Origin of the sequence: Bradyrhizobium acaciae, assembly GCF_020889785.1 — a bacterium.
Classification (GTDB): domain Bacteria; phylum Pseudomonadota; class Alphaproteobacteria; order Rhizobiales; family Xanthobacteraceae; genus Bradyrhizobium; species Bradyrhizobium acaciae.
On record NZ_JACMYK010000031.1, the window covers coordinates 22016 to 46575 of the forward strand.

Annotated in this window: 19 protein-coding genes and 1 pseudogene; 11 read left to right on the top strand and 9 right to left on the bottom strand. The window is 65.1% G+C overall.

Annotated features, from left to right (window positions below):
• Positions 1 to 56 precede the first annotated feature (56 nt).
• Both H8A92_RS15210 and H8A92_RS15215 read left to right on the top strand, forming a co-directional pair.
• Positions 57 to 1295: an MFS transporter gene (locus tag H8A92_RS15210; protein ID WP_229196546.1), complete on the top strand. Its 1239-nt coding sequence runs from the start codon at positions 57 to 59 to the stop codon at positions 1293 to 1295.
• Positions 1296 to 1526: 231 nt separating this feature from the next.
• Positions 1527 to 3152 (top strand): L,D-transpeptidase, encoded by a 1626-nt coding sequence (locus tag H8A92_RS15215; RefSeq protein ID WP_229196547.1) that lies wholly within the window; start codon positions 1527 to 1529, stop codon positions 3150 to 3152.
• A gap of 87 nt (positions 3153 to 3239) precedes the next feature.
• Here the strand turns inward: H8A92_RS15215 and H8A92_RS15220 are convergent, their stop codons facing one another.
• On the bottom strand, positions 3240 to 4298 hold the full coding sequence (locus H8A92_RS15220) for a class I SAM-dependent methyltransferase (protein ID WP_229196548.1): 1059 nt from the start codon (positions 4296 to 4298) through the stop codon (positions 3240 to 3242).
• Positions 4299 to 4489: 191 nt separating this feature from the next.
• Positions 4490 to 5917, bottom strand: coding sequence for a glycogen synthase GlgA (gene glgA / locus H8A92_RS15225; RefSeq protein WP_229196549.1), 1428 nt, complete (start codon positions 5915 to 5917; stop codon positions 4490 to 4492).
• 154 nt (positions 5918 to 6071) lie between these two features.
• Here glgA and H8A92_RS15230 point away from each other — a divergent pair, with 154 nt between their 5' ends.
• The 8 genes and pseudogenes from H8A92_RS15230 (at position 6072) to H8A92_RS15265 (ending at position 15127) form a co-directional block, all read left to right on the top strand.
• On the top strand, positions 6072 to 7304 hold the full coding sequence (locus H8A92_RS15230) for a CaiB/BaiF CoA transferase family protein (RefSeq protein ID WP_229196550.1): 1233 nt from the start codon (positions 6072 to 6074) through the stop codon (positions 7302 to 7304).
• Positions 7305 to 7484: 180 nt separating this feature from the next.
• A complete protein-coding gene (locus H8A92_RS15235) occupies positions 7485 to 8963 on the top strand; it encodes an ABC transporter substrate-binding protein (RefSeq protein ID WP_229196551.1) in 1479 nt (492 codons plus the stop codon).
• Positions 8964 to 8969: 6 nt separating this feature from the next.
• Positions 8970 to 9920: an ABC transporter permease gene (locus tag H8A92_RS15240; RefSeq protein ID WP_229196552.1), complete on the top strand. Its 951-nt coding sequence runs from the start codon at positions 8970 to 8972 to the stop codon at positions 9918 to 9920.
• Positions 9907 to 10776 (top strand): ABC transporter permease, encoded by an 870-nt coding sequence (locus tag H8A92_RS15245; protein ID WP_229196553.1) that lies wholly within the window; start codon positions 9907 to 9909, stop codon positions 10774 to 10776. Before H8A92_RS15240 ends, H8A92_RS15245 begins: the two co-directional genes overlap by 14 nt.
• Positions 10773 to 11759 (top strand): ABC transporter ATP-binding protein, encoded by a 987-nt coding sequence (locus H8A92_RS15250; protein WP_229196554.1) that lies wholly within the window; start codon positions 10773 to 10775, stop codon positions 11757 to 11759. The genes H8A92_RS15245 and H8A92_RS15250 overlap by 4 nt, the downstream gene beginning before the upstream one ends.
• Positions 11756 to 12723, top strand: a pseudogene (locus H8A92_RS15255) (ABC transporter ATP-binding protein). Before H8A92_RS15250 ends, H8A92_RS15255 begins: the two are co-directional and overlap by 4 nt.
• A gap of 122 nt (positions 12724 to 12845) precedes the next feature.
• Positions 12846 to 13916, top strand: a complete 1071-nt coding sequence (locus H8A92_RS15260) for an alcohol dehydrogenase (RefSeq protein ID WP_229196555.1) — start codon at positions 12846 to 12848, stop codon at positions 13914 to 13916.
• 128 nt (positions 13917 to 14044) lie between these two features.
• On the top strand, positions 14045 to 15127 hold the full coding sequence (locus tag H8A92_RS15265; RefSeq protein WP_229196556.1) for an isocitrate/isopropylmalate dehydrogenase family protein: 1083 nt from the start codon (positions 14045 to 14047) through the stop codon (positions 15125 to 15127).
• A gap of 3 nt (positions 15128 to 15130) precedes the next feature.
• On the opposite strand, the gene H8A92_RS15270 is transcribed toward H8A92_RS15265, so the two are convergent.
• From H8A92_RS15270 to H8A92_RS15290, 5 genes are read right to left on the bottom strand one after another with little or no spacing between them, the layout of a single operon-like run.
• Positions 15131 to 16090: a class I SAM-dependent methyltransferase gene (locus H8A92_RS15270; RefSeq protein ID WP_229196557.1), complete on the bottom strand. Its 960-nt coding sequence runs from the start codon at positions 16088 to 16090 to the stop codon at positions 15131 to 15133.
• 40 nt (positions 16091 to 16130) lie between these two features.
• Positions 16131 to 17366, bottom strand: a complete 1236-nt coding sequence (locus H8A92_RS15275; RefSeq protein ID WP_229196558.1) for a hypothetical protein — start codon at positions 17364 to 17366, stop codon at positions 16131 to 16133.
• Positions 17363 to 17644, bottom strand: a complete 282-nt coding sequence (locus H8A92_RS15280; RefSeq protein ID WP_229196559.1) for an acyl carrier protein — start codon at positions 17642 to 17644, stop codon at positions 17363 to 17365. The genes H8A92_RS15275 and H8A92_RS15280 overlap by 4 nt, the downstream gene beginning before the upstream one ends.
• Complete coding sequence (locus tag H8A92_RS15285) at positions 17641 to 19248, bottom strand: amino acid adenylation domain-containing protein (RefSeq protein WP_229196560.1); 1608 nt, start codon at positions 19246 to 19248, stop codon at positions 17641 to 17643. Before H8A92_RS15285 ends, H8A92_RS15280 begins: the two co-directional genes overlap by 4 nt.
• Positions 19249 to 19262: 14 nt before the next feature.
• Positions 19263 to 20330, bottom strand: a complete 1068-nt coding sequence (locus tag H8A92_RS15290; protein WP_229196561.1) for an LLM class flavin-dependent oxidoreductase — start codon at positions 20328 to 20330, stop codon at positions 19263 to 19265.
• A 252-nt stretch (positions 20331 to 20582) separates the two neighbouring features.
• On the opposite strand from H8A92_RS15290, the gene H8A92_RS15295 reads away from it, so the two are divergent.
• Positions 20583 to 22349, top strand: coding sequence for a carbamoyltransferase family protein (locus H8A92_RS15295; protein WP_229196562.1), 1767 nt, complete (start codon positions 20583 to 20585; stop codon positions 22347 to 22349).
• 139 nt (positions 22350 to 22488) lie between these two features.
• On the opposite strand, the gene H8A92_RS15300 is transcribed toward H8A92_RS15295, so the two are convergent.
• Both H8A92_RS15300 and H8A92_RS15305 read right to left on the bottom strand, forming a co-directional pair.
• Positions 22489 to 22827 (bottom strand): hypothetical protein, encoded by a 339-nt coding sequence (locus tag H8A92_RS15300; RefSeq protein WP_229196563.1) that lies wholly within the window; start codon positions 22825 to 22827, stop codon positions 22489 to 22491.
• 221 nt (positions 22828 to 23048) lie between these two features.
• Positions 23049 to 24380 (bottom strand): L,D-transpeptidase family protein, encoded by a 1332-nt coding sequence (locus H8A92_RS15305; protein WP_229196564.1) that lies wholly within the window; start codon positions 24378 to 24380, stop codon positions 23049 to 23051.
• Positions 24381 to 24560: the final 180 nt, after the last annotated feature.

The following is a 24560-nucleotide window of genomic DNA, read 5'->3' on the forward strand; positions in this document are numbered from 1 at the left end:
CTTTCGAGACGGTTGGCGACGATCGTGGCGAGCGATCAGCCGGCGGCACCAATATTGTGTCGATCCCCCCCGATCAGCCCAGTCCGGAGGGGCCGCGCGCGCCATCGCGTGAAAGCCAGCGCGGGCTCGACTGGTTCATCTTCTTCCTGGCCGACGTGCAGACCGGCTTCGGCCCGTTTGTCGCAGTCTATCTGACGACGCAGAAATGGACCCAGGTCGAGATCGGCTTCGTGCTCTCGATCGGCGGCATCATCGGCCTGCTGGGCCAGATGCCCGGCGGTGCGATCGTCGACGCGGCCCGCTCGGAGAAGGTCGTCGCGGGCTGTGCGGTGGCCGCGATCGGCGCCAGCGCGCTGGCCTACGCACTGTGGCCGATCTTCCCCGTGGTGACGCTCGCCGCGGCACTGCACGCGCTCGCAAGCTGCGTGCTCGGTCCGGCAATCGCCGCGATCAGCCTCGGCCTGGTCGGGCCGCTTGCGATCGGCGAACGGCTCGGCCGCAATGCGCGGTTCGCCTCGCTCGGCAGCGGCTCGGCTGCGGCGCTGATGGGCGCCTGCGGCTATTTCCTGTCGAGCCGTTCCGTGTTCCTCGTCACCTTCATCCTGGCGATCCCGACCTTGTTGTCGCTGGCACGGATCCGCGAGCGCGAGATCGACATCGCGCAGGCGCATGGTGAGGTGAAGCGTGAGGTTCCCGACAAGCGCGCCACCAGCGTCTTCACTCTGGTGCGGCACCGGACACTGCTGATCTTTGCCGGCGCGATGATGCTGTTCCAGCTGGCCAATGCCGCGATGCTGCCGCTGATGGCGGGCGTGGTCACGACGCGGTCGAGCCAATGGGCGCCGGTCCTGATTGCGGCATGCATCATCGTGCCGCAGGCGATCGTCGCGTTGTGCTCGCCGTCGGTCGGCCGCAAGGCCCAGGCTGTGGGCCGGCGGCCATTGCTCCTGCTGGCCTTCGCCTCGCTGGCGATCCGCGGCCTTTTGTTCGCAACGGTGCGCGATCCCTATCTGCTGGTCGCGGTGCAGATATTCGACGGCATCACCGCGGCGATCTTCAGCGTGATGGTGCCGCTGATCGTGGCCGACGTTGCGTTCGGCAGCGGCCATTTCAACCTGGCGCAGGGCATCGTCGGCACTGCGGTCGGCATCGGCGCGTCGCTCAGCACGGTGCTGGCCGGTTATGTCAGCGACAAGCTCGGCAGCAGCACCGCCTTCATGGGCCTGGCCGGCGTCGCAGCCCTCGGGCTGTTCATGATCTGGCTGGTGATGCCGGAGACGCGGCGGACAGCATGACGGCGAGGCGCGACCGCATTGGCCACCATCTTCCGGATAAGGGATTTCGGCTGTCGCAGGGCGGTTTTGGCCGGGCGGTACTCTTCCTCCTGCATCCGCCGTCATATATGAATGAATAGTCCCCAGAGCGAGGGTCTGCGGCGTGGAACCGCGGCAGCGATTAATCAATCCAAAATCGTGATCTGGTACGGATCGACTCAGCGCGGGCAGGCATTTCGACCGAGGAATCGCATGGTAAATCGAACGACGACGGCGCAAACCACCGGAGCGATGCGGCGTTGGGGGCATCCCGCCATTGTGACATTCGCAGCGATGGTCACACTTGCGCCACTGACCGGCGGCGCGGCGGCAAAGCAGCAGCGTTCCGCGGCAACCATCGAGGCGACGGCACCGCGTACCGCGGGCGAGCCGATCATGGCGATCGTGTCGATCAAGGCCCAAAAAGTCACGTTCTACGACGCGGACGGCTGGATCTACCGCGCGCCGGTGTCGAGCGGCGTCAAGGGACGCGAGACGCCGGCCGGCATCTTTGCGCTGGTCGAGAAGGACAAGGACCATCACTCGACCATGTACGACGATGCCTGGATGCCGAACATGCAGCGCATCACCTGGAACGGCATTGCGCTGCATGGCGGACCGCTGCCGGGCTATGCGGCTTCCCACGGCTGCGTCCGGATGCCCTATGACTTTGCCGAGAAGCTGTTCGACCGGACGCGAATCGGAATGCGCGTGATCATCGCGCCGAACGACCCGGAGCCGGTCGATTTCACCCACCCGGCGCTGTTCGTGCCGAACGCACAGGCCATCGCGGCTGCTCCGGCGCGTGCCGAGAAGCTGGCTCGCGAGGCGGCGGATGCCGCCAAGACCGCTGACGAGGCGAAGAAGGCTTCCGCGGTTGCGACGAAGGAAGCGGCACAGTCCACGCCGGCGTCGCTGCGCAGGCTGGAACAGATCAAGACCCGCGCCGACGCCGCGGTGGCGTTCGCCGACAAGACGCTCGCCGCGGCTAAATCCGACCAGGCCAAGGCGCGTGCCGAGGATTTGAAGCAGAAGGCCGTCGCCAAGGCTGCCGAAGCGACCACCCAGTTCGAGGCCGCTCAAGGCGACGCGAAGCCGAAGCTCGATGCCGCAGCCGCCGCGAAGGAAGCCTTCAAGGCGGCCGAGAGCAAGAAGGCCGACGCCCAGAAGGCGGCGACCGAGGCCAAGCTCGCGCTGGAGCCGGTCTCGGTCTACATCAGCCGTGCCACGCAGAAGCTCTACGTCCGGCGCAACACCCATAAGCCATGGGCTGACGGCGGCGAGGTGTTCGATTCCAGCATCGAGGTTCCCGTCACGATCCGTGATCCGGACAAGCCGATCGGCACGCATATCTTCACGGCGATGGCGCGCAACGACTCCGGCCTGCGCTGGACCGAGGTGACGATCGACGATGGCGACAACGCCAAGGATGCGCTCGACCGCGTCACCATCCCGCAGGATGTGCTGGATCGCATTGCGCCGACCGCCGTGCCGCGCTCCTCGATCATCATTTCGGATGAGCCGTTGAGCGCCGAGACCAACTACCGCACCGAGTTCGTCGCCGTGCTGAGCAACCAGCCCCAGGGTGGTTTCATCACGCGCAAGCCGACCCCGCGGCCGATGGATGAGGATTACCCGGTTGCAAGCAGGGACGAGGATGGTTTCGGCTTCTTCTCCCAGCGCAGCTGGAATCCCCAGTCCGGCACCCAATACGGCTATCCCCAATACGGCAATCCTCAAGGGCCGACCCAGTACGGCAATCCGTATTATGGCAATCCGCAAGCGGCCAATCCGCGCCGGCGCGGCGGCCAGTACTACTGGCAATCGCAGGACTGGTAGAGGACGCTGACGGCGTAGCCGCCGATCCGGCCGGCATTGAGAGCGTTGGACGGCGGTGTGATCCCGCCGTCCAATTGCGTTGTGCGGTTACGGTCGAGCTTCCAGGATCAGGTTGAACGGCGTTTCCGCCGCGCGGCGGAAACGTGAGAAGCCGGCCTGACGCGCGACTTCGCGCAATCTGGTCTCTCCGGCCTGCGCGCCGAGCGCGAGCCCGACTTCCTGATCCAGCGACGCCGGCGTGCAGATCATGGTCGAAGCGGCGTAGTAGATGCGTCCGATCGGGTTGAGGTTGTCCTCCAGCCGGTCGTTGGCGAACGGCTCGATCAACATGCAGGTGCCGTCGTCGGCGAGGGTGGAGCGGGTGTGCTTGAGGGCGCCGACCGGATCTCCCATGTCGTGCAGGCAGTCGAAGAAGCACACCAGGTCATAGTTGTTGGCAGGGAAGTCCTTGGCGGAGTGCGTCTGGAAATGAACGCGGTCCGACAGTCCGGCCTCCCGCGCGGACTGCCGCGCGGCGTGGATCGAGCCCTCGTGATAGTCGAAGCCGTAGAAGGTTGATTTCGGAAAGGCCTCCGCCATCAACCGTGTCGAGACGCCGTGGCCGCAGCCGACGTCAGCCACGATGGCGCCTTTCTTCAGCTTGTCGACGACGCCCTCGAGCGCGGGCAGCCATTCCTGGACCAGATAGTGCTTGTAGCTGGTGCGGAAGAAGCGGGCGGTGCCACAGAAGAGGCACTCGCTGCGCCTGTTCCAGCCGACGCCCTTGCCGGTCTTGAACGCATCGGTAATCTTCGGCTCGTCGAGAAAGGTCGCGCCGACAAGGCTCCCCACAGCGCCCAGGAAGACCGGGCTGTCCTCGTTGGCAAGTGCCAGCGCCTGCTCGGGCAGCATCGAGAATTTTCCGGTGGCGCTGTCGTATTCGACGTAGCCGGACGCTGCCTGCGCCGAGAGCCATTCCTGAACGTAACGCCCGGTTGTTCCCGTTGCCTTGGCCAGGGCCGCGGCGTTCATCGGACCTTGCTCTGCGAGAGTCTTGTAGAGCCCGAGCTTGTCTCCCAGCAGCATCAGCGAGGCGTTCATCGCCGCGCCGACATCGCCAATCATCTTTCCCATGAATGAATTAAGACGCTCCTCGTTGACGTCCATGATGTTCCTCCATCGCAATCGGGTTTTGCAAAAAGTCCATCATTGCCAATTTCATGCTTGCGCGATCGTCCAGGCAAATAGCCATGGGTGCGGACATGATCGCACGAATGGGCCCGGCGGCGGAGACGGAATGTCACAAACCGGCTGGGATGCCAGAGCGGCCTCCTTCACAAGCTTGCGAGTCGAAAGCCTTACGCCGCCGCCCGCGGCATGATGAGCTTTCTGTACAGCGCGCCGTAGCAGGCGGCCGACAGGTCCCAGCTGTAGGACTTGGCCATCGCGCTCGAACGCATGGCGTTGAGGCGATCCTTGGCGCGATAGGCGTCGAAGGCGCGCCTGACGCCGCCGAGGAAGGATTCCGCCGACGGCTGCGCGAACAGGAAGCCGGTCTCGCCGTCGGCGATGGTCTCCGCAAGCCCGCCGGTCTGGTGGCCGATCGGCAGCGAGCCGAAGCGCTGGGCATACATCTGGCTGAGGCCGCAGGGCTCGAAGCGCGACGGCATCAAGGTGAAGTCGCTGCCGGCGAAGATCCGGCGCGCCTGCGCGTCGTTGAATCCGATGATGACGCCGATCGCGTCGGGGCGGCGCCGATGGGCGGCCACCAGCGCATCCTCGATCGCGGTTTCGCCGCTGCCGGTGACGACGATCTGCCCGCCGTCCCTGATGATCTCGTCGGCAGCCGACAGCACGAGGTCGACGCCCTTCTGATGCACGAGCCGCGCAACCAGGCCGAAGATCGGCCCACGCGAGACCGCAAGCCCGAATTGCCGGCGGACATAGTCGGCGTTGGCCTGCTTGCCCTTCCAGTCGCCGGCGCCGAACGGCTGTGCGAGCTGCGCGCAGTGACGCGGGTCCCAGCTCTCGTCGATGCCGTTCAGGATGCCGGTCAGCTGGTCGGCGTCGGAGCGGAGGCGCAGCAGGCCTTCCAGCCCGCAGCCGAGCTCGGCGGTCGTGATCTCCTTGGCATAGGTCGCGCTGACAGTGGTCAGATGCGAAGCGTAGACGAGGCCGCCCTTGAGGAAGGAGAGCTTGTCGTAGAACTCCAGCCCGTCGATATGGAAAGAGCTCTCCGGTGCGCCGATCCGCCGCAGCGAGTCCTTCGGGAACAGGCCCTGATAGGCGAGATTGTGGATGGTCAGGATCGACGGAATCCGCAGCTGACGCCATGCGAGGTAGGCTGGTGTGAGCGCGGCCTGCCAGTCGTTGGCGTGAACGAGGTCCGCTGCCCAATTCTTGTCCAGCGTTCCGGCTGCAAGTTCGGCAGCGGCGGAGGCAAACCGGCCGAAGCGGATGTCGTTGTCGGGCCAGTCGCGGCCGAACTCATCGCCATAGGGATTGCCCGGCCGGTCGTAGAGCTCTGGACACAGCAGCACATAGACCGGCAGCCCGTCTTTGGTCGATGCGCGGCCGAGCGTGCAGGCCGGCATCTCGGCAAGCGCTGCGCATTGTCCAACGATTTCAATATGCGTGAACTGTTCGACGACGTCCCGGTAACCGGGAAGTATGATCCGCGCGTCGCTCCAGGGCCGGAGCGCCCGGGGAAGTGCAGCGGAAACGGCGCCGAGCCCGCCCACGCGGACGAAATCGTCCATCTCGGTCGTGACGAATAAGACCTTCAACAAGCGCCCTCGTTCCAGCCCGTGACAGGGCCATGCAAGATCGGGTCCAATCTGCCTTTGAGTAAAATGCAAGACGGCCCGCGGCCCCGGTCTGGACGAGACGCTTTCCTGTCAGGGCGGCTCACTTTAGGGTCACGCGACGCCGAACAACGAAATGACGAAGGTGGAGGAAGCCTTGGCAACGACAATAGCCGCTGACGATGAGGGGAATTTGACACGGAGCTTTGACGGCCTTCGCGTGCTCGATTTTTCGACCACGATCGCCGGACCTCATTGCACGCGGATGCTCGCCGACATGGGCGCGGAGGTGATCAAGATCGAGCCCGGCGAGGGCGAGACGATGCGGACGCGGCCGCCGGTGCGCAACAATTGCTCGACCGCATTCGGCCAGCTCAATATCGGCAAGAACAGTCTGGTGCTCGACCTGAAGTCGCCGGCCGGTGTCGAAGCCGTGTGCCGGCTGATCGCGACCGCCGACGTGCTGGTGGAGAATTTCCGCCCCGGCGTGATGCGGCGGCTCGAGCTCGACTATGCCTCGGTCCGCGATATCAATCCAAAACTGATCTTCTGCTCGATCTCCGGCTACGGCCAGACCGGCCCGTCGGCGGAATTGCCGGCCTATGCGCCGGTGATCCATGCCGCCTCGGGCTACGAGATGGCGCATCTCGCCTACCAGCCGGGCCGCAGCCGGCCGGACTATTGCGGGATCTATCACGCCGACGTGCTGACCGGCGTCTATGCCTTCGGCGCGATCTCGGCGGCGCTCTATCAGCGTGCTGCCAGCGGCAAGGGCCAGCATATCGACGTCTCGATGCTGGAATCGATGCTGAGCCTCACCCTGAACGAAGTGCAGGCGGCGCAGTTCGAGGTGAAGCCGCCGCAGCGGCCGATGTTCGGCCCGATCGAAACCACCGACGGCTACGTGATGGTGGCGATCGCCAGCGAGAAGACGTTCCAGAACCTGATGCAGGTGATCGGCCGGCCCGAATGGGTGTCCGATCCGCGCTTTGCCAAATATTCCGATCGGCGCGACAACTGGGCGGGCTTGATGGAGGGCGTCGAGGCGTGGTCGCGCGCGGTCAGCACGCAAGCCTGTCTTGTTGCGCTCAACGAGTATGGCGTGCCGTCGTCGGCCTATCGCACCGTGCGCGAGGCACTCGCCGATCCGCAAATCGCCCATCGCAGCGCGCTGGCCGAGGTCGAGGACGGCGGCGGCAGCTTCAAGGTGCTCAATCTGCCATTCCGCATGTCCGGTGCGACGGTCGGAGCGCGCAAGCGGATGTCGACGCTCGGCGAGCACACGCTGTCCTATCTGAAGGAGATCGGCCTCTCTGAGGATCAGATCGCAGGCTTTGCAGCGCAACCGGCGAAAACCGCGCGCAGTTAAGCCTGCGGCTTTTCATCCGTTTTACGGTCTTGTCGCGCGCAGCGATTCCAGACAAGCTGCCTCCGAACATACGATGATCCGGAACACCGGACGTCGCCCATCTGGGAGGGAGCATTGATGAAGTTGGCCGGGCGCGCGCACGCAGTTGCGCGCATATTTCTTGTGGCGGGATTAGGTGCGGTGGTATCAGCTGCACCGGTCCATGCGCAGAAGCAGGGCGGCACGCTGACCGTCGGCCAGGAGCTCGACATTCCGGGTTTCGACCCGCTCAAGGTCGGCGTCTACGACACGTCGGCGAACACCGCAGCGGCCGCGATTTTCGACACGCTGACCACGCTCGACGACAAGGGCGAGCCGAAGCCGAAGCTCGCGCTGTCGTGGACGCATTCCGACGACTTCAAGACCTGGACCATCAAGCTGCGGCCCGGCGTCAAATTCCATGACGGCACGCCGTTCAATGCGCAGGCGGTGAAGGAGAATTTCGACCGCCAGAAGGATCCGGCCAACAAGTGCCGCTGCGCCTTCTACATCACGAGCATCATCAGCGTGAACGCGGTCGATGACCTGACGGTGGTCTACAATTTCAGCGACCCGTCGGTGAATTTTCCGGCGACCCAGTCGATCCAGAGCTCCAACAACGTGATGCAGTCGCCAACCGCGTGGAAGACCAAGGGCGACGATTACAATCGCAACCCGGTCGGCACCGGTCCCTACATCCTGAAATCCTGGACCGCCGGCGACCGCATGGTGCTCGAGAAGAACCCGGATTATTGGGACAAGGGCAAGCCCTATCTCGACCGCATCATCCTGAAGCCGCTGCCGGATGCGCAGTCGCGCTTCGCCTCGCTGCAATCGGGTGAGGCCGACATCATCTGGGACGACGAGGCCGACGCCGACAACATCATCAAGGCACGCAAAGACACGAGTCTGACCGTGCATACCTATCAAGGCTCGGGGGCTTCAGTCGCCGCCTTCAACACCAAGGTTCCACCGCTCGACGACGTGCGCGTGCGCCAGGCGCTGGTGATGGCGCTCGACCGCAACAAGATGTCGCAAGCGATCACCAATGGGCTGGCGCGACCGGCCAGCAATCCCTATGGCGACGGCTCCTGGGTGAAGTGCAAGGACGACGGCGCGTTGCCCTACGATGTCGAAAAGGCCAAGGCGCTGCTCAAGGACTACGGCAAGCCGGTCGAGTTCAAGATGCTGGTCACGGCGACGCCGCGTGGCCGCACCGGCGGTCAGGTGCTGCAGCAATTCTGGAAACGCATCGGCGCCAACATGGAGATCGAGCAGGTCGATCAGGCGACCATTCCGCCGCGCGCCTTCATGCGCCAGTTTCAGCTGACGCCGTGGCGCATCGTCGATCTCGCCGATCCCGATCCGCAGATGTACGCCAATTTCCACACTGGCAGCCCGGTGGCGCTGGCGAACTACTCCAATCCGGAGCTCGACCGGCTGCTGGAGCATGCGCGAACCACCGCCGACGTCGCCCAGCGCACCGACGATTATTGCGCGATCAGCCGCCTGATCAACAAGGAGGCGATCTGGTTCTGGACCTTCCAGAACACCTACTACGCGATCTCGAGCGCGAAGGTGAAGGGCGTTCCGAAGATGTTCAACGGGGTGCTCGACGTCTCCTACGCCTGGAAGGAATAGCCTTTCATGCTGTTCTTCGTCGTGCGCAGGCTCCTCTATCTGGTGCCGGTGCTGATCGCGGTCTCGGTTCTGACCTTCGTGATCGCCTCGCTGTTGCCTGGCGATCTGGCCTACGTGATCCTCGGCGACCAGGCGACGCCGGAGAACGTCGCGGCGCTGCGCCACGACATGGGGCTCGATCAGCCGATCTGGCTGCGCTATCTCGGCTGGCTGTGGCACATCCTGCAGGGTGATTTCGGACGATCCTTTCGCACCGGGCAGACCGTGCTGCAGGCGGTCAGCGAGCGCATCCCGGTCTCGTTCGAGCTGATGATCCTGGCCGAGCTGATCGGGCTTGCGATCGGCGTGCCGCTCGCGATCGCCTGCGCGGCCAAGGCCGGCAGCGCTTTCGACCGTTTGATGACCGGCTCGGCCTTCGGCATGCTGTCGGTGCCGACCTTCCTGTCCGCGATCCTGCTGATCTATCTGTTCGCGGTCGAGCTGCGGCTGTTGCCGGCGACCGGCTATGTGCCGTTCACCGAGGACCCGGTCGCTAATCTGCGTTTCATGGTGCTGCCGGCGCTGACGCTCGGGCTTGCGGAATGGCCGGGTATCATGCGCGTGCTGCGCTCCGACATGATCGCGGCGTTGCAGGAGGACTATATCGCGCTCGCCAAGGCGAAGGGCCTGAAGCCGTCGCGCATCCTGTTCGTACACGCGCTGAAGCCGTCGTCGCTGACGCTCGTCACCATCACGGGCATCAATATCGGCCGCCTGATCGGCGGCGCCGTCATCGTCGAGACGATCTTTGCCTTGCCCGGAATCGGACGTCTGCTGGTTGGCGCGATCCTTACCCGCGATCTCATCATCTTGCAGGGCGTGGTGCTGCTGGTCGCCGCCGGTTTCGTGATCATGAACTTCATCGTCGACATGCTCTACGCCGTGCTCGACCCGAGGATTCGCCATGGCCACGCTTGAGCTCAGTCTCGAGGAAGAGGCCGGTGCGACGCCGGTCCGCCGCCGCCGGCTCGGCATGCTGTTCTGGTTCGCGATCGGCTGGATGGTGCTGGTGTTTGCGGTCGCGATCTTTGCCGATCTGCTGCCGCTGCCGAGCCCGACCGACATGGACATGCTGGAGCGGCGGGCGCCGATCTCGGCCGAGCATTGGCTCGGCACCGACGGTCTCGGCCGTGACGAGCTGTCGCGGCTGATCTACGGCGCGCGGATCTCGCTGATCGTCGGCCTCTGCGCGCCGATGATCGGGGTCACCATCGGCGGCGCGCTCGGCATGCTCGCCGGCTATTTCCGAGGCCGTTTCGAATCCTTCGTGGTCGGCAGCATGGATGTGCTGCTGGCGTTCCCGCCGCTGATCCTGGCGCTGGCGGTCACCGCCTATCTCGGCCAATCGATCTTCAACCTGACCTGCATCCTCGGCGTGCTCGGCATTCCCGCCTTCATGCGGGTGTCGCGGGCGGCGACCCTGACGCTGGCGCGACGCGAATTCGTCATCGCGGCGCAGGCGCTCGGCGCCACGCATGCGCGCATCCTGCTGCGTGAGCTGCTGCCCAACGTGCTGCTGCCGCTGCTCGCCTTCTTCCTGCTCGGGGTCGCCGTCACCATCGTGGTCGAGGGCTCGCTGTCCTTCCTCGGCCTCGGTGTGCCGCCGCCGATCTCGAGCTGGGGCAGCATGATCGGCGAGGGACGTGAAAGCCTTGATGTCGCGCCAATGCTCGCCTTCATTCCGGCGATCGCGATGTTCCTGACCGTGCTCGCGTTCAACCTGATCGGCGACACGATGCGCGCGCTGACCGATCCAAGGCAGGGTGCACTATGAGCGGTGCATTGCTTTCGGTCGAGGACGCGGTGGTCGACCTGCCGACGCCGCGCGGCAATCTGCGGGCGGTGGACCATATCGATCTCGCCGTCGGCGCCGGCAGGACGCTAGGCATTGTCGGCGAGTCCGGCTGCGGCAAGACCATGCTGTCGCGGGCGGTCCTGCAACTGCTGCCCAAGAAGGCGAAGCTGTCCGGCCGCGTGATGTTCAACGGGCAGGATCTCACGACCCTGTCGGCAGAGAAATTGCGCAAGCTGCGCGGCCGTTCGCTCGCGGTGGTGTTTCAGGACCCGATGACATCGCTCAACCCGGTGCTGACCATCGGCACCCAGCTGATCGAGACCATTCAGGAGCATCTCGAGCTCGATCTTGCCCAGGCCAGGCAGCGCAGCATCGAGCTGCTGGCGGCGGTAGGCATTCCCGCCCCCGAGCAGCGGCTGGCGCAATATCCGCATCAGCTCTCCGGCGGCATGCGCCAGCGCGTCGCGATCGCTATAGCGCTGTCCTGCGAGCCGCAGCTGCTGATTGCGGACGAGCCGACCACCGCGCTCGACGTCACGATCCAGGCGCAGATCCTCGATCTGCTGGCGCGCGAGCAGCAACGCCGCCATATGGCGATGATCATCATCACGCATGACCTCGGCGTGGTCGCCGGCCGCACCGACGAGGTCGCGGTGATGTATGCCGGCCGCGTCGTCGAGCGCGCGCCGACGCCGGCCTTGTTCAAGCAGATGCGGATGCCCTACACCGAGGCGCTGCTCGCGGCGCTGCCGAAGCTCGACGTCGCGCCGCACACGCCGTTGCCGGCGATTTCGGGACGTCCGCCCGATCCGACCCGGCCGCTCAAGGGCTGCTCGTTCTCGCCGCGCTGCCGTTATTCCGCCGGGCGCTGTACCACCGAAAAGCCGCGGCTCAGCCCTGCTGAGACGCAAGAGCATCTCTATGCCTGCTTCCATCCGATCGCCGCGGGGGCAGGCGCATGATGTTGCAAGCCGCATCCGATCCGCTGATGAAAGTGGAAAACCTCGTCGTCGAATATTCGGTGGGGGGCAAGACCATCCATGCCGTGTCCGATGTCAGCCTCGAGATCGCGCGCGGCGAGACGCTGGGGCTGGTCGGCGAATCCGGCTGCGGCAAGTCCACGCTCGGTCGCGCCGTGCTGCAATTGCGCCAGGCCGTCTCGGGCAAGGTGCTGTTCGACGGGCATGATCTCACCACCCTGAAGGGCGAGCCGCTGCGCAAGATGCGTCGGCGCGTGCAGCTGATCTTTCAGGACCCGATCGCATCGCTCAACCCGCGGCGGCGGATCGGCGATATCGTCGCCGAGCCGCTGGTGATCGCGGGCGTCAAGGACCCCGAGGAGCGCAAGCGGCGCGTCGACGAGGTGCTGTCGGCGGTCGGCCTCGATCCGGCGCTGGTGAGCGGGCGGCTGCCGCATGAATTCTCCGGCGGACAGTGCCAGCGCATCTGCATCGCGCGCTCGCTGGTGCTCAATCCGGAATTCGTGATCTGCGACGAACCGGTGTCCGCGCTCGACGTTTCAATTCGTGCCCAGATCCTCAATCTGCTGGAGGAGATGAAGGCGCGTTACGGCCTGACCCTGCTGTTCATCGCCCACGACCTCGCGGTGGTGAAGGCGGTCTCAGATCGCGTTGCGGTGATGTATCTCGGCCGGCTTTGCGAGGTCGGTCCGTCGGAGCAGCTGTTTGCCCGGCCTGCGCATCCCTATACCGCGCTGCTCATCGAAGCGATCCCGGTGCCCGATCCGGACGTCGTCCGACCCAGAGCGTGCCGGTCGGCGAGCCGCCGTCGCCGATCGCCCCGCCCTCCGGCTGTCGCTTCCGCACCCGCTGTCCGCGGGCCGATGCGCGCTGTGCCGGCGAGGTGCCGGAACTGCGCGTGGTGGCACCCGGCCAGTTCGCGGCTTGCCATCACCCACTGATCTGAATAGGCCTTGGCCCTTCGAACGAGCTGCATGGCGGCTTGCTCGAAAATGGGGTCATGAGCGTTTGTCCCGCGCGGGCAGGCGTGGCAAGGTCCGCGCAAGAACAAGCTTCGGGAGAACAGCGATGAAGAGTTTCCAGGTCGTCGATTTCAACGCCCCCTTGAAAGAGGTCGATCATCCGACACCGCAGCCGTCGGGCACGCAGGTCTTGATCAAGGTCAAGGCCGCCGGCGTCTGCCACAGCGACCTGCACATCTGGGAAGGCGGCTATGATCTCGGCCATGGCCGCAAGCCGCTGTCGCTGAAGGATCGCGGCGTCTCGCTGCCGCGCACGATGGGCCATGAGACGGTCGGCGAGATCATCGCCTTCGGCCCCGATGTCAAGGATGCCGACAAGGGCGGCCTCAAGGTCGGCGATGTCGCATTGGCCTATCCCTGGCTCGGCTGCGGCAAATGCCCGACCTGCCTCGGCGGCGACGAGAACATGTGCGCGATCAAGCCGAATGCGCTCGGCGTCTATTGCGACGGCGGCTACGCCGATCACATGACGGTGCCGCATCCGAAATATCTGCTCGACCTCAAGGGGCTCGATCCGGTCACGGCCGCGCCTTACGCCTGCTCGGGTGTCACGACCTACAGCGCACTGAAGAAGGTCGAGAAGGACCTCGACACGCCGATCGTGATCTTCGGCGCCGGCGGTCTCGGCCTGATGGCGCTCTCGCTCTTGAAGGCGATGGGCGGCAAGGGCGCGATCGTGGTCGATATCGACGCCAGGAAGCGTGAGGCGGCTGAGGCCGCCGGCGCGCTCGCGACCGTCGACGGCAAGGCGCCCGACGCGCTGGAGCAGTTGATCAAGAAGGCGGGCCAGCCGATCCGTGCCGCGATCGACCTGGTCGGCAACGCCCAGACCTCGCAGCTCGGTTTCGACTGCCTGACCAAGGGCGGCAAGCTCGTGATCGTCGGCCTGTTCGGCGGCGGCGCGACCTGGGCACTGCCGCTGATCCCGATCAAGGCCGTCACCATCCAGGGCAGCTATGTCGGCAATCTGAGGGAGACGCAGGAGTTGCTCGACCTCGTGCGGACCAAGAAGATTCCGGCGATCCCGGTCACGCCGATGCCACTGGCGAAGGCGAACGAGGCGCTGACCAATCTGCAGAAGGGCCAGCTGGTCGGACGCGCCGTGCTGACGCCGTAACTGCCACCGCCGTCATTGCGAGCGAAGCGAAGCTATCCATCTCTCCGCTTGCCGCGACGTGGATTGCTTCGTCGCTTCGCTCCTCGCAATGACGGCCGGTCATTTCTCATTTGTTCTGAGGCATCCCCATGTCCGCCAACGATGCACTTCACATCGCAGTTCTCGGTGGCGACGGCATCGGCCCCGAGGTGATGGCGCCGGCACTTGAAGTGCTGCGCAAGATCGAGGCGTCGGCCGGCCTCAAATTCCGTTTCACCGAGGCGGCGGCCGGCGCCGGCCATTACAAGGAAACCGGCAAGTCGATGCCGGAGAGCACGATCCGGCTGTGCGAGGAGGCCGATGCGATCCTGCTTGGAGCCTGCGGCCTGCCGTCGGTGCGCTATCCCGACAACACCGAGATCGCGCCGCAGATCGAATTGCGCGTGATCTTCGACCTCTATGCGGGCGTGCGGCCCGCGCGATTGATCCCGGGTGTGGCGAGCACGATCGTCGGCGCCGATCAGAAGGGCATCGACCTGGTCGTGATCCGGGAATCGACCGAAGGCCTGTTCGCCTCGATGGGCAAGGGCGTCGTCACCGAGGGCGAAGCGCGCGAGACGATGGTGATCACGCGCCGCACCTCCGAGCGGCTGTTCGAGTTCTCGTTCCGGCTTGCCGAACGCCGCAAGGCGCGCGGCAAGGTCAATGGCGGGCTGACCTGCGTCGACAAGGCAAACGTGTTCAAGGCGTTCGCGTTCTTCCGCAGCATCTTCGACGAGACCGCGAAGCGCCATCCCGACGTCAGGGCCGACCACCTCTATATCGACGCGACCGCGGCCGCGCTGGTGAAGCGTCCCTGGGATTTCGACGTCATGGTCACCGAGAACATGTTCGGCGACATCCTGTCCGATCTCACCGCCGGCCTGATCGGCGGCATGGGCATGGCGCCGTCGGCCGACATCGGCGATCGCTACGCCGTTTTTCAACCGTGTCACGGCACGGCACCCGACATCATGGGGCAAGGCAAGGCCAACCCGACCGCGATGATCCTGTCGGCTGCGATGATGCTGGACTGGCTCGCCGACAAGCACGGTCTCGAAGGCGCAGCGGAGGCCGGCGAGCGAATCGAGCGCGCGGTCGACAAGGTCTACGCCGGCGGCATCAAGCCGTTCGAGTTCGGCGGCAGCAACGGCACCGCCGATGTCGCGAGGGCCGTGCTGGCGGCGCTTTAGCGCTCACTGCCAGGTGTTCGATGTCAGCCGCTCGGGCCGGCTGATCTCCCCGAGGAATCCGCCGTTATGGGCTAGCATGGTGTAACCTGCCGGCGCATACAGATCCTCGAGCACGAGCAGTTGCTGGCGTTTGGGCAGCTTGGCGTAGACCTCTTCGAGGTCAGGCGAATTGAGTTTGCCCTTCGGATCGGTGCGCGCGACCGGCATTACAAAGCGGGCATTGAGCCGCGATTCCACCAGTAGTCCGTTTCGCTCCAACGTGAAGCCGTAAGGAACGCATGCCGTAAAGCTGTTCGAAACCAGTTTAGCGATGCTCTCCAGCGTGTACAGGACTTCGTAGTGGTTGACATAGGCGTCGACGATCATCGGATCGACGTCGGTTGGATCTTGAACCGCCCAGCCGTACGGAAAGTCGGTGAAGCCGAGGCGCTTTGCCGACTCGATCTTTTGCCCGACCTGGTCCTGGCCGTGCAGGTGACCGAGCAACCGCTTCCTGCGCATCCGCTCTCCGGAGCCGTATTCTCCGTAGACGTAGAAAATCAGCACGCCACTTGCTGTAAGAAGCCGCGACAGCCGAGCGATCGCTTCGGCAGGCCGCTGCAGATGATGCAGCACGCCCATGCACAGGATCACATCGAACGGTCCGCCTTGCTGATCTGCGGCCATGATATCGCCGACCCGGAATGACACCGGTGCGCCGGAAAAGGCGTTCCTTGCGCGTTCCGCGCAGGCAATCGAGTTCTCCGAATAGTCGATCCCGACATATTCATTGTCCGGAAACGCCGCGGCGAGCTCCAGCAAGCGGAGCCCTGTGCCGGTGCCGGCATCGAGAATTCGCTTGCCCTGGAGGTGGTAACCGCAATCCAGACGAAGCAGCTTCACGAGATTGACCAGCTCCCGGTACCCGCCGGTGCTCGACGTATTGGTCGGATAAGGAAATGCCTCGTACTGGCTCTTGAGCATATCGACGTGGGTCACGCAGCCCTCTCTTTCACTCGGCGATCTACGGCAGCAGGGTCGTGTCGCCATCCATCGGGCCGGCGTACCAACCGTTGCCGTCGGCGAGGAACCGGGCGAGAGACTCGTCAGCCGTCCGATAGACCAGCGGATCGGTCGGATAGGTCCTGACATAGGGCCTCCAGCGCATCAGGATCTGCCGTACGTGCGCGGGCAGTCCCACCACCTCGAAGAAGTCGTCACCGGCGGCGAGGGCGTTCGCGTAGGCCGCCTCGAGCAGCGCCTCGGTCGTCTCCGGATCGTCCTCTTCTGCCAGGATGTCGGCCAGCATCGCGCGGCGCAGGCCGGTCTTGCGGTCGGTCGAATGCTCCACGATGGCGTAGCCCGCCAGACGCCCGGCGTGACGGCAACACAACACGGCGGCGCGCGACGAACCGCCGGGGATGGTAAAGTGCCAGCGCAGCGAAGCGGCGCCGCGGTCCGCCATCAGCCGCGGCGCCTCGGCGAGCTTGCGCTGCCAGAGGTCCTCGAACTCGTCGCCGATGTCGTTGACGTCGATTGCTGCGACGTCGAACTCGCCGCCGGGCCGTCCCGCGGGAGATCGTCCGGGGCCGCGGCGCAGCCCCATGTCGGCCCGCAGCACCGTCGCGCCGAGCGCGCTCGCGATCGCGGCCGTTCCGCCCGACAGGCGGAATTTTGATGCCAGCGTCTGCGCGAACCGCGGCGGATCCAGCACCCAGAACAGCACCTTGTCGAAGCCGGGCTGCGCCAGCGGCTGTGCGTGCAGCGCCTTGCACAGCCTGAGTGCGGATTCGATCGCGAACGTCACGAAGGTGATATCGACACCGGGCTGCCGGAAGAACGCGGTCAGAAGCCCAATGCTGCGCGCGCGATAGGCCGGATCGATGGCGAGGCCGGTGCCGACCGCGCCGACCAGCGTGCGGTCGCCGAGCCGGTAGAGCAGCGGCAGGCTGCCCTGGTATCCGACGATGCCGGACTCGGTCTCCAGCACCCAGCCCATGCCGGCGTGCGATCCCGTCGCCGCCAGCACCGGGTTCTGCCGCCACAGCCGGTGCCAGTTCTCCGGGTTGTCCTTCGGCAGGCCGTAGCGCTCTTTCAGGTCCGTGACGGCCTCGAAGTCCGAGAATCGCACCTCCCGCTGCTTCGCCGGAGACGGCGGTCTGGCAAGTGTGTCCGGATTGACGCGTTCGGCCTCCAGCTCCGGCCGCGCCTTCAGCAGCGGAAGCAGGAGATCGGCAGCGAAGATCTTGGCGTACGTCATGACGGATGCGGTCTCAACTGCTCCGACACGAACAGGCACAGAGGCCCGATCAGCGTCATCTGTTCGGGATCGAGGTTCTCGAAATCGATCTCCCTGTCGAAGTGTTCGCCCGCGGCCATCATCATCTCGACGAAGGCCAGCGAATCGAGCGCGCCCGACAGCAGCAGGTCGTAGTCGTCGGGGAGATCACGCAGCGGACGTTGTCCGCGGTCCTCCAGCTTCTGGTTGAGGAAGGTTCCGAAGAATGCGCGGACGTCATCCGTGGTCGGACCGTTCATTGACTGTCTCCCAAAACCGCCGGCATGGCCTTGCGGTCGTATTTTCCGTTGGCATTGCGGGGCAACCGGTTGCGGACGTGCCATCGTCGGGGGACCATGTAGTCCGGCAATCGGGCGGCGACCGCTTCGCGAAGCCCGTCGAGATCGACCGGCCCGCCTTCGATGAGCACTTCGATGCCGCCATAGCCGCTCGACGTAATGGGCCAGCCGATCGCCACCACTCCGTCGACGCCCGCAGCTTCGCGCACCACCGCCTCGACCTCGCCAAGCTCCACCCTGTGGCCGAGGATTTTCACCTGGGAATCCATGCGGCCGAGATGGGTGAGGGGGCCATCGCCGAGAGGCCGGCGCACGCGGTCGCCGGTGCGGTAGAACACATCCGTCCGTCCGGGCGGGACGATGAAGGCGGTCGCGGTCTTGTCGGGATCCTTCCAGTAGCCGAGCGACATCTGCGGGCCGCGCATCAGCAGTTCGCCATCCGCACCCGGTGCGACCTCGTTCATGCGTTCGTCGGCGACGAGCACGTCCATTCCGGGGAACGGAGCGCCGATCGGCACGATACCCATCTCCGATTCGGCCGGCGCCCGCTTCGGATCCCATCGGTAGCCGGTGCACGCGATGGTCAACTCGGTGGGTCCGTAGATATTTTCAACGATGGCGTTCGGCGCTGCCATCATCCAGGCCTCGACACTGCTGACGGGCAGCGGCTCGCCGCAGAACAGGCTCAGCCTGAGCGAGGGAAACCCTCCCGGCTTCAGGAGACCGCATTGCTTCATCAGCGCGACCATCGAGGGCACCGAGAACCAGACCGTCAGTCCCTGGTCGCGGATGAATCGGCCCGGATTGAGCAGCGTCTTCTGCGAGGGGCAGCACACGCATGCGCCGCGTTCCCACGCCACGAACATGTCGGACGCCGACAGGTCGAACGTCATGTCGAAGGTCTGCGAGACAACGTCGCGCTCCGTGATGGCGAAACGCTCCACCGCATGATCGACATAGGCTGTGACATTGCGGTGGGCGACCATCACGCCTTTCGGGATCCCGGTGCTGCCGGATGTGAATAGCAGATAGGCGATCGCGTCGCCGTGCGCGTCCGGCACGCGCCAGTCGGCATATGCTTCGAGATCGGCAGCTCCGACGACGGTGTGCCGCGGCCATCGTGCGCGATAGGGGCGCGGATCCTCGAGACCGGGCGCGATCACGAGCAGCGATTCGTCCGCGTTCTCCACCAGCGCGTCCATCTGCGGCAAGGATTCCGCGTCGACGATGATCGAGCGGCACTCCGAGCGGACGAACATCGACCTGGTGCGCTCGACCGGGAAGGTGCGGTTCAGCGGCACGTAACCATGTCCGGCCAGCAGCGATCCGAGCACGCCGGCGAATGCCGCCGGACTGCGATGCGCGAACACGGCGGTCAGGGGCGTCCACGACGCTTCGCGATGGGCCTGGATGCAGGCTGCGATGCGGATTGCGACCTCGCGAAGCTGCCGATACGAGAGCGATGTGCCCTGCGTGACGACGGCAGGACGGTCGGGAAACAGCTTTGCCGAATGCAGGAAGCCCGTCCACAACCCCCGCCGTGATCCATCCGCGCGCAACTCCATCGGGCGATCCTCGCCTAGCCTGCGAGGCCCTGACGCGCCGGATCGCGAAGCGCGAACGACTTGAGGCGCCGGGCCTTCGTCAGCGCCAGTCCGAAGACCTCGCCTGTATGGATCAGTTCCTCGCGAGTGGGCGGGATGTCCAGGATGAACGTGCCGTAGCCGGCCGCGGCGTAGCGCGCGAGTTCGTCGGAGACGACCCCGTAGTCGCCCACCAGATACGGGCAGAAGGTTTTGTAGTTTTCGAACGGCACCAGCCAATAGGGCGTGTTCTGCGCGGCCGTCTCGGCCGCGAGATCGGACATCTGTTTGTGCCAGGCCGAATCCGAGACCTTCATGGCCAGCTTGTGCGCCAGTTGCCCTTTCTTGTCGGTCGGGAAGCGCTCGTGCGCGACCCGCCAGGCCTCGTCGGCGCTCGCGCGCGCAATGATGCCGACGCGTATGCCCGAGCCCGTGCAGTCGGCGTCCGCCTGCCCATACTCGGCAGCCGGCTTGGGATATCTCACCGGCGTCGCGCCCAGCGCCTTGGCGGCCGCAAGCCCCGCTTCCGAGGAGCCCGACACGAACACGCCAGGCAGTAGCTCCGGTGCCAGCTGCGGCGTCATCTTGAGATTGCGGACGGTCTGGAATTCTCCTTCGAGAGTTACCGGCCCTGCGTTCTCCAGCAGCAGCTTGATGATGCCGGTGTACTCGACGAGCCTGGCGTATCGCTTGTCGTGCGCCGTCGCGTCGCCGAGCGCCGCAAGTTCGGTCGTGTAGCCGCCCGCGACCATGTTCAGATAGAGCCGGCGCCCGTACATATGCGCGAGCGAGCTCACCATCTTGGCGACGCTGTACGGATGCATGTAGACCGGCTGCACCGCGACCAGCGGACAGAGCTCCTTGGTGCTCTGCATGATGACCTGAGAGACGAGCCAGGGATCGACCAGGGAATTCTCCGTGTAGACCAGGATCCCCTTGCACCCGGCGTCTTCGCTCCAGCGGGCGACGGCCTGCACCTGCTCGACATAGCTTGCCGCCGGGACGGTGCCGGACTGCGGGCACGTGCTGAAGACTTCGAACCGAATATCGGACAGCGCATCCATCGTCCACCTCCATCCGAAAGGCGTCCGAACGCCGTGATTTGGCGGAAAAGCCAACGGTAGCATATGCGTTCGGGAGGTCCCCCGACGCAAAGGTGGTACTCCGTCAAGCGATGGGAACGGATGCCCCGCCGACTATTCCGAGGCGGCGGCACGGCACTTTTGCTGACCTTGATTTCCCCGGCTTCTCTGCAACGATGCTGCTGAACCTGCTCGAAAGTCCCTTGAGCGCGATCCGTCCAGGGGTGGTTTAATATGGTGAATGTCATCGGCATCAGCGGCTTCGAGAACGCGATCCCGTTCAAGAAGACGCACTGGCCGGGCCTCGACGAACGCGAATACCGGATCTCCCAAGGTCACGATTCCGCTGCGGTGCTGGTGGTCGACGGCAGGATCGTCGCCGGTGCTGCTGAAGAGCGCTTCAGCCGCAAGAAGCACACCGGCGACTTCCCGATCGGCGCGATCAGCTACTGCCTGGAGAGCGCCGGCCTGAAGCCGGCCGATATCGACGCGATCTCCCACGGCTTCGATTATTCGCCTTACAAAGCCGCCTTCATGCTGGATCCGACATCGGCCCGCCAATATAGGGAGGTCTTCTCGCGCGAAAAGCTGCTCTCGCAAATTGAGGAGCACCTGCCCGGACTTGCCGCCGACAAGGTCCACCACGTCAACCATCATCTGTCCCACGCCGCCAGCGCCTACTACACCTCGGGATGGGACGAATGCCTGGTGGTGGTTCTCGACGGCATGGGCGAGGTCCACGCCGTCACCGTCTATCACGCGCATGACAATCAGATCGACAAGCTCGCGGAGATCACCGCCCAGGATTCGATCGGCATCCTCTATTCCACCCTGACGCTGCATCTCGGATTCGATTTCAACTCCGACGAATACAAGATCATGGGTCTCGCCCCCTACGGTGACCCGGCCCGCCACCGTGCTTTCTTCGAGCGGACCGTGGAGCTGCGCGACGACGGCCTGATCAGGATTCCTCTGCTCCGTCTCAATAAAGAGCGCCACGATCGCGAAACCTATGGCGCGACGCGACGCGATCTCGGCGAGCATTTGATCCCGGCCCGGGCGCCGGACGCCGACGTTACCGACGACCATCGCGACGTAGCCGCGGCGCTGCAGGAATGCCTCGACAGGGTCATGCTCCACGTCTGCGGCCATTTCGGCCGCAGCACCGGCCTGCGCAGGCTCGCGATGGCGGGCGGCGTCGCGCTCAACTGCACCGCCAACGGCCGTCTGCTCCAGTCCGGCCTGTTCGACGACATCTACGTTCAGCCGGCCGCCGGCGACGACGGCTCCGCGCTCGGCGCCGCGCTCTGGTCGGCATCGCGCGACCGCGGGGTCAAGAACGTCCGGATGCCGGTGCCCTTCCTGGGGCCCGCACATTCGCAGGCCGAGATCGACAGGGCGCTCACCGAAACCGCGGGCCGCATCGAGATCACGCGTTTTCCAGATCTCGACGAGACCTGCGCGGCGGCGGCCAGGCTGATCGCGGCCGGACGCGTGCTCGGCTGGTACCGCGGCCGCATGGAATTCGGACCCCGCGCGCTCGGCCATCGCAGCATCCTGGCCGATCCCGGTCATCCCGAGATGCGCGACCGCATCAACGCGATGGTCAAGATGCGCGAGGCCTTCCGCCCGTTCGCGCCGGCGGTCAGCCTCGAGCAGGTGCATGACTGGTTCGAGGTGCCGAAGGGGCTAGAGCTTCCCTACATGATCATGACTGCCGACGTGCGCCCCGCGCATCGCGCCGCGCTGCCGGCGATCACGCATGTCAACGGCTCGGCTCGCGTGCAGACGGTCGGCGTCTGGGATAATCGGGAATTCCACGCGCTGCTGCGGGCCGTCGGCCGGGCGACCGGCCGCGAGATGGTGCTGAACACGAGCTTCAATGTGAAGGGGCAGCCGATCGTCAACACCCCGCGCGAAGCCATCGACACTTTCCTCGGCACCGGCATCGAGTATCTGTTCCTCGAGAACGTGCTCGTCCGCCGTGCGGGACAAAAGTAACCCGCGCTAACGTCTCGGCGACGGAGCATGATCTCTGCGCAAACGCCTCGTGCTTGTTGCTGCGGAAAGCTGCTTCGCACTTATCAGGATCATGCTTGAACGCGTAAAGGTGAGGGGGCCGAAGCCCCCTCGCTGATGATTAGCGCCGGTGTCCGCCGTGATGCCCGCCGCCATGGTGTCCGCCACCGTGATGACCGCCACCATGATGTCCGCCGTGAGGACGGTACCCGTGATGATGGCGGGGCTGGAAGTGCGGACGATGATGCCATCCGTGATGGCGCGGTCCGTAGCCATAGCCCGGCTGCCAGTAGCAACGGCCCCAGCGATCGCAGACCTGGCGCACCTTGTCGACATTGGACGTTTCGCCTGCGATGTGGCCGGCCTGTGGAAGCCCGTTCGGCATCGCCGATGCCGCGCCGGACATCAACGCCGCGCTTCCGAGCGCGGCCAGTCCAAAAACGGCAAGCTTGATATTCATTGAGATCTCCTTGGTTGAAGCCTGAATACGTCCATGCGGCCACTTCGTTGCTGCGACAAAAAGACGAGCCCATACACTTGGTTCTGGCGAGGCTGGTTCAACGCAGGAAATGCGGGAGTTGTGAGGTCGCGCCGCGCGCGAGCGACAATTGGCCGCGCGACAGAATGGCGATCCGCAAACGAAACGTGGGGACGTTTGGTCGCGCTTCGCGGAAAAGCGCTCTACTGCGTGGTCAGCGGATGTGCGGCGGCCTTGTTGAAGAAGGCAGCTTCCTCGGCGGTGGCTTCGAGGAGTTGCTCGTCCTGGTCGTAGACGTCGTTGCGGAACTGGATGGTTCGGTCCTTCGTCATCCACGCCGTGAGGTAGACCCAGGCCACCGGCACCTTCTTCAGCATGCGGACGTCCTGACGCTCGCCGGTGGCGATCGCAGCATCGATGGTGGCGCGGGTCCACTGCGGCTGGTCTTTCAGCAACCACGCCGCGAGATCGCGGACATTGTCGACGCGCGAGCAGCCATGCGAATCGAAGCGATAGTCGTCGTTGAACAGGCTGTGCTGATTGGTATCGTGCATGTAGACCGAATATGAGTTCGGCATGTCGATCTTGACCGCGCCGAGCGCATTCCATGCGCCGCTCTGCTGACGCACCGTGATGTTCGGTGCGTGATCGCCGGACCAGTCGACCGAACGCGGATCAATCGGGTTGTCGTGAGCGTCGAACACGTCCATGTGCATGCGCGACAAGTAGGTCGGATCCCTGCGCATATGCGCCGCGATCTCCGTCTTCGTGATCGATGACGGCACCGTCCAGGTCGGATTGAGGATGACGTCGGTGATCTCGGACGTCAGCGTTGGTGAGGGTTTCTCGGTCTTGCCAACGATCACGCGGTAGCGCCGCACGACCTTGTTGTCCTCGACGGCCTCGGCGAAGGTGGCGGGAATGTTGACTACGACATAGCGCTGCCCGAACTGGAAGTCCATCTGGTCGAGCCGCTCCAGCGAGGCCTCGAGCTGCCTGATCCGCTTCTGTGCGGGAACGTTGAGCGCAGCCAGCGTCCGCGGCGTCACCGTGCCGGTCGCTGTGAGCCCGTGGCGCGTCTGGAAGTGCTTCACCGCGTCGGCCAGGACTTCATCATAGGCGCCGGCGGCCTTGTCGGTGGCAAGGTCGCCGGTGATGATCAGACGCTTGCGCAACAGATCGTCATTGACGCCCTGCACGCCCAACGCAAATTTTGCGTCCGCGGGGATCGTGGGCCAACCGCCGTGGGCGGCGAGATCGGAATAGCTCTTCACCACGTCGCGAATGCGTTGTGCGCTGCCTTGGTCGTAGGTCGGCTCGCGCGACAACGCGAGCGCGGCAGCCGATCGCCTTTCCGCGACCAATGCCGACGCGGCCGGCTTGGCCTGGCCCGGCTGGGTGGCCGCCGGCGCCGCAGGCGGCAGCGCATGATGTGGCGGGACCGTCGCAGTCGGGTCGGGCGCGCCCGCGGTTTGGGCGAATGCCGGTAGAGCCGCAAGCATCGTGGCTACGACGACGAGTGTCACTCTCTGCATATCTCGATTCTCCGGACTGCGTCGCTTGCGCGATAAATGGAAAGGCAGCGCGTTCGTTCGGAGGTGATGATCTATCCCGAGACCGTTGCGTCTTGATTAAGTTTTGGTTGCTGTCGGGACGTTACCGTGACTGTCCTACCGGCCCTGGGTCGTCGCCGTGGGCATCGCGGCCGCACGACC

Excerpts from the sequence above, each read along its gene's own strand:
- H8A92_RS15215 (WP_229196547.1), top strand. The coding sequence starts at position 1,527 with ATGGTAAATCGAACGACGACGGCGCAAACCACCGGAGCGATGCGGCGT.
- H8A92_RS15220 (WP_229196548.1), bottom strand. The coding sequence starts at position 4,298 with ATGGACGTCAACGAGGAGCGTCTTAATTCATTCATGGGAAAGATGATT.
- H8A92_RS15230 (WP_229196550.1), top strand. The coding sequence starts at position 6,072 with ATGACGAAGGTGGAGGAAGCCTTGGCAACGACAATAGCCGCTGACGAT.
- H8A92_RS15240 (WP_229196552.1), top strand. The coding sequence starts at position 8,970 with ATGCTGTTCTTCGTCGTGCGCAGGCTCCTCTATCTGGTGCCGGTGCTG.
- H8A92_RS15245 (WP_229196553.1), top strand. The coding sequence starts at position 9,907 with ATGGCCACGCTTGAGCTCAGTCTCGAGGAAGAGGCCGGTGCGACGCCG.
- H8A92_RS15250 (WP_229196554.1), top strand. The coding sequence starts at position 10,773 with ATGAGCGGTGCATTGCTTTCGGTCGAGGACGCGGTGGTCGACCTGCCG.
- H8A92_RS15260 (WP_229196555.1), top strand. The coding sequence starts at position 12,846 with ATGAAGAGTTTCCAGGTCGTCGATTTCAACGCCCCCTTGAAAGAGGTC.
- H8A92_RS15265 (WP_229196556.1), top strand. The coding sequence starts at position 14,045 with ATGTCCGCCAACGATGCACTTCACATCGCAGTTCTCGGTGGCGACGGC.
- H8A92_RS15270 (WP_229196557.1), bottom strand. The coding sequence starts at position 16,090 with ATGCTCAAGAGCCAGTACGAGGCATTTCCTTATCCGACCAATACGTCG.
- H8A92_RS15275 (WP_229196558.1), bottom strand. The coding sequence starts at position 17,366 with ATGACGTACGCCAAGATCTTCGCTGCCGATCTCCTGCTTCCGCTGCTG.
- H8A92_RS15280 (WP_229196559.1), bottom strand. The coding sequence starts at position 17,644 with ATGAACGGTCCGACCACGGATGACGTCCGCGCATTCTTCGGAACCTTC.
- H8A92_RS15285 (WP_229196560.1), bottom strand. The coding sequence starts at position 19,248 with ATGGAGTTGCGCGCGGATGGATCACGGCGGGGGTTGTGGACGGGCTTC.
- H8A92_RS15290 (WP_229196561.1), bottom strand. The coding sequence starts at position 20,330 with ATGGATGCGCTGTCCGATATTCGGTTCGAAGTCTTCAGCACGTGCCCG.
- H8A92_RS15295 (WP_229196562.1), top strand. The coding sequence starts at position 20,583 with ATGGTGAATGTCATCGGCATCAGCGGCTTCGAGAACGCGATCCCGTTC.
- H8A92_RS15300 (WP_229196563.1), bottom strand. The coding sequence starts at position 22,827 with ATGAATATCAAGCTTGCCGTTTTTGGACTGGCCGCGCTCGGAAGCGCG.
- H8A92_RS15305 (WP_229196564.1), bottom strand. The coding sequence starts at position 24,380 with ATGCAGAGAGTGACACTCGTCGTCGTAGCCACGATGCTTGCGGCTCTA.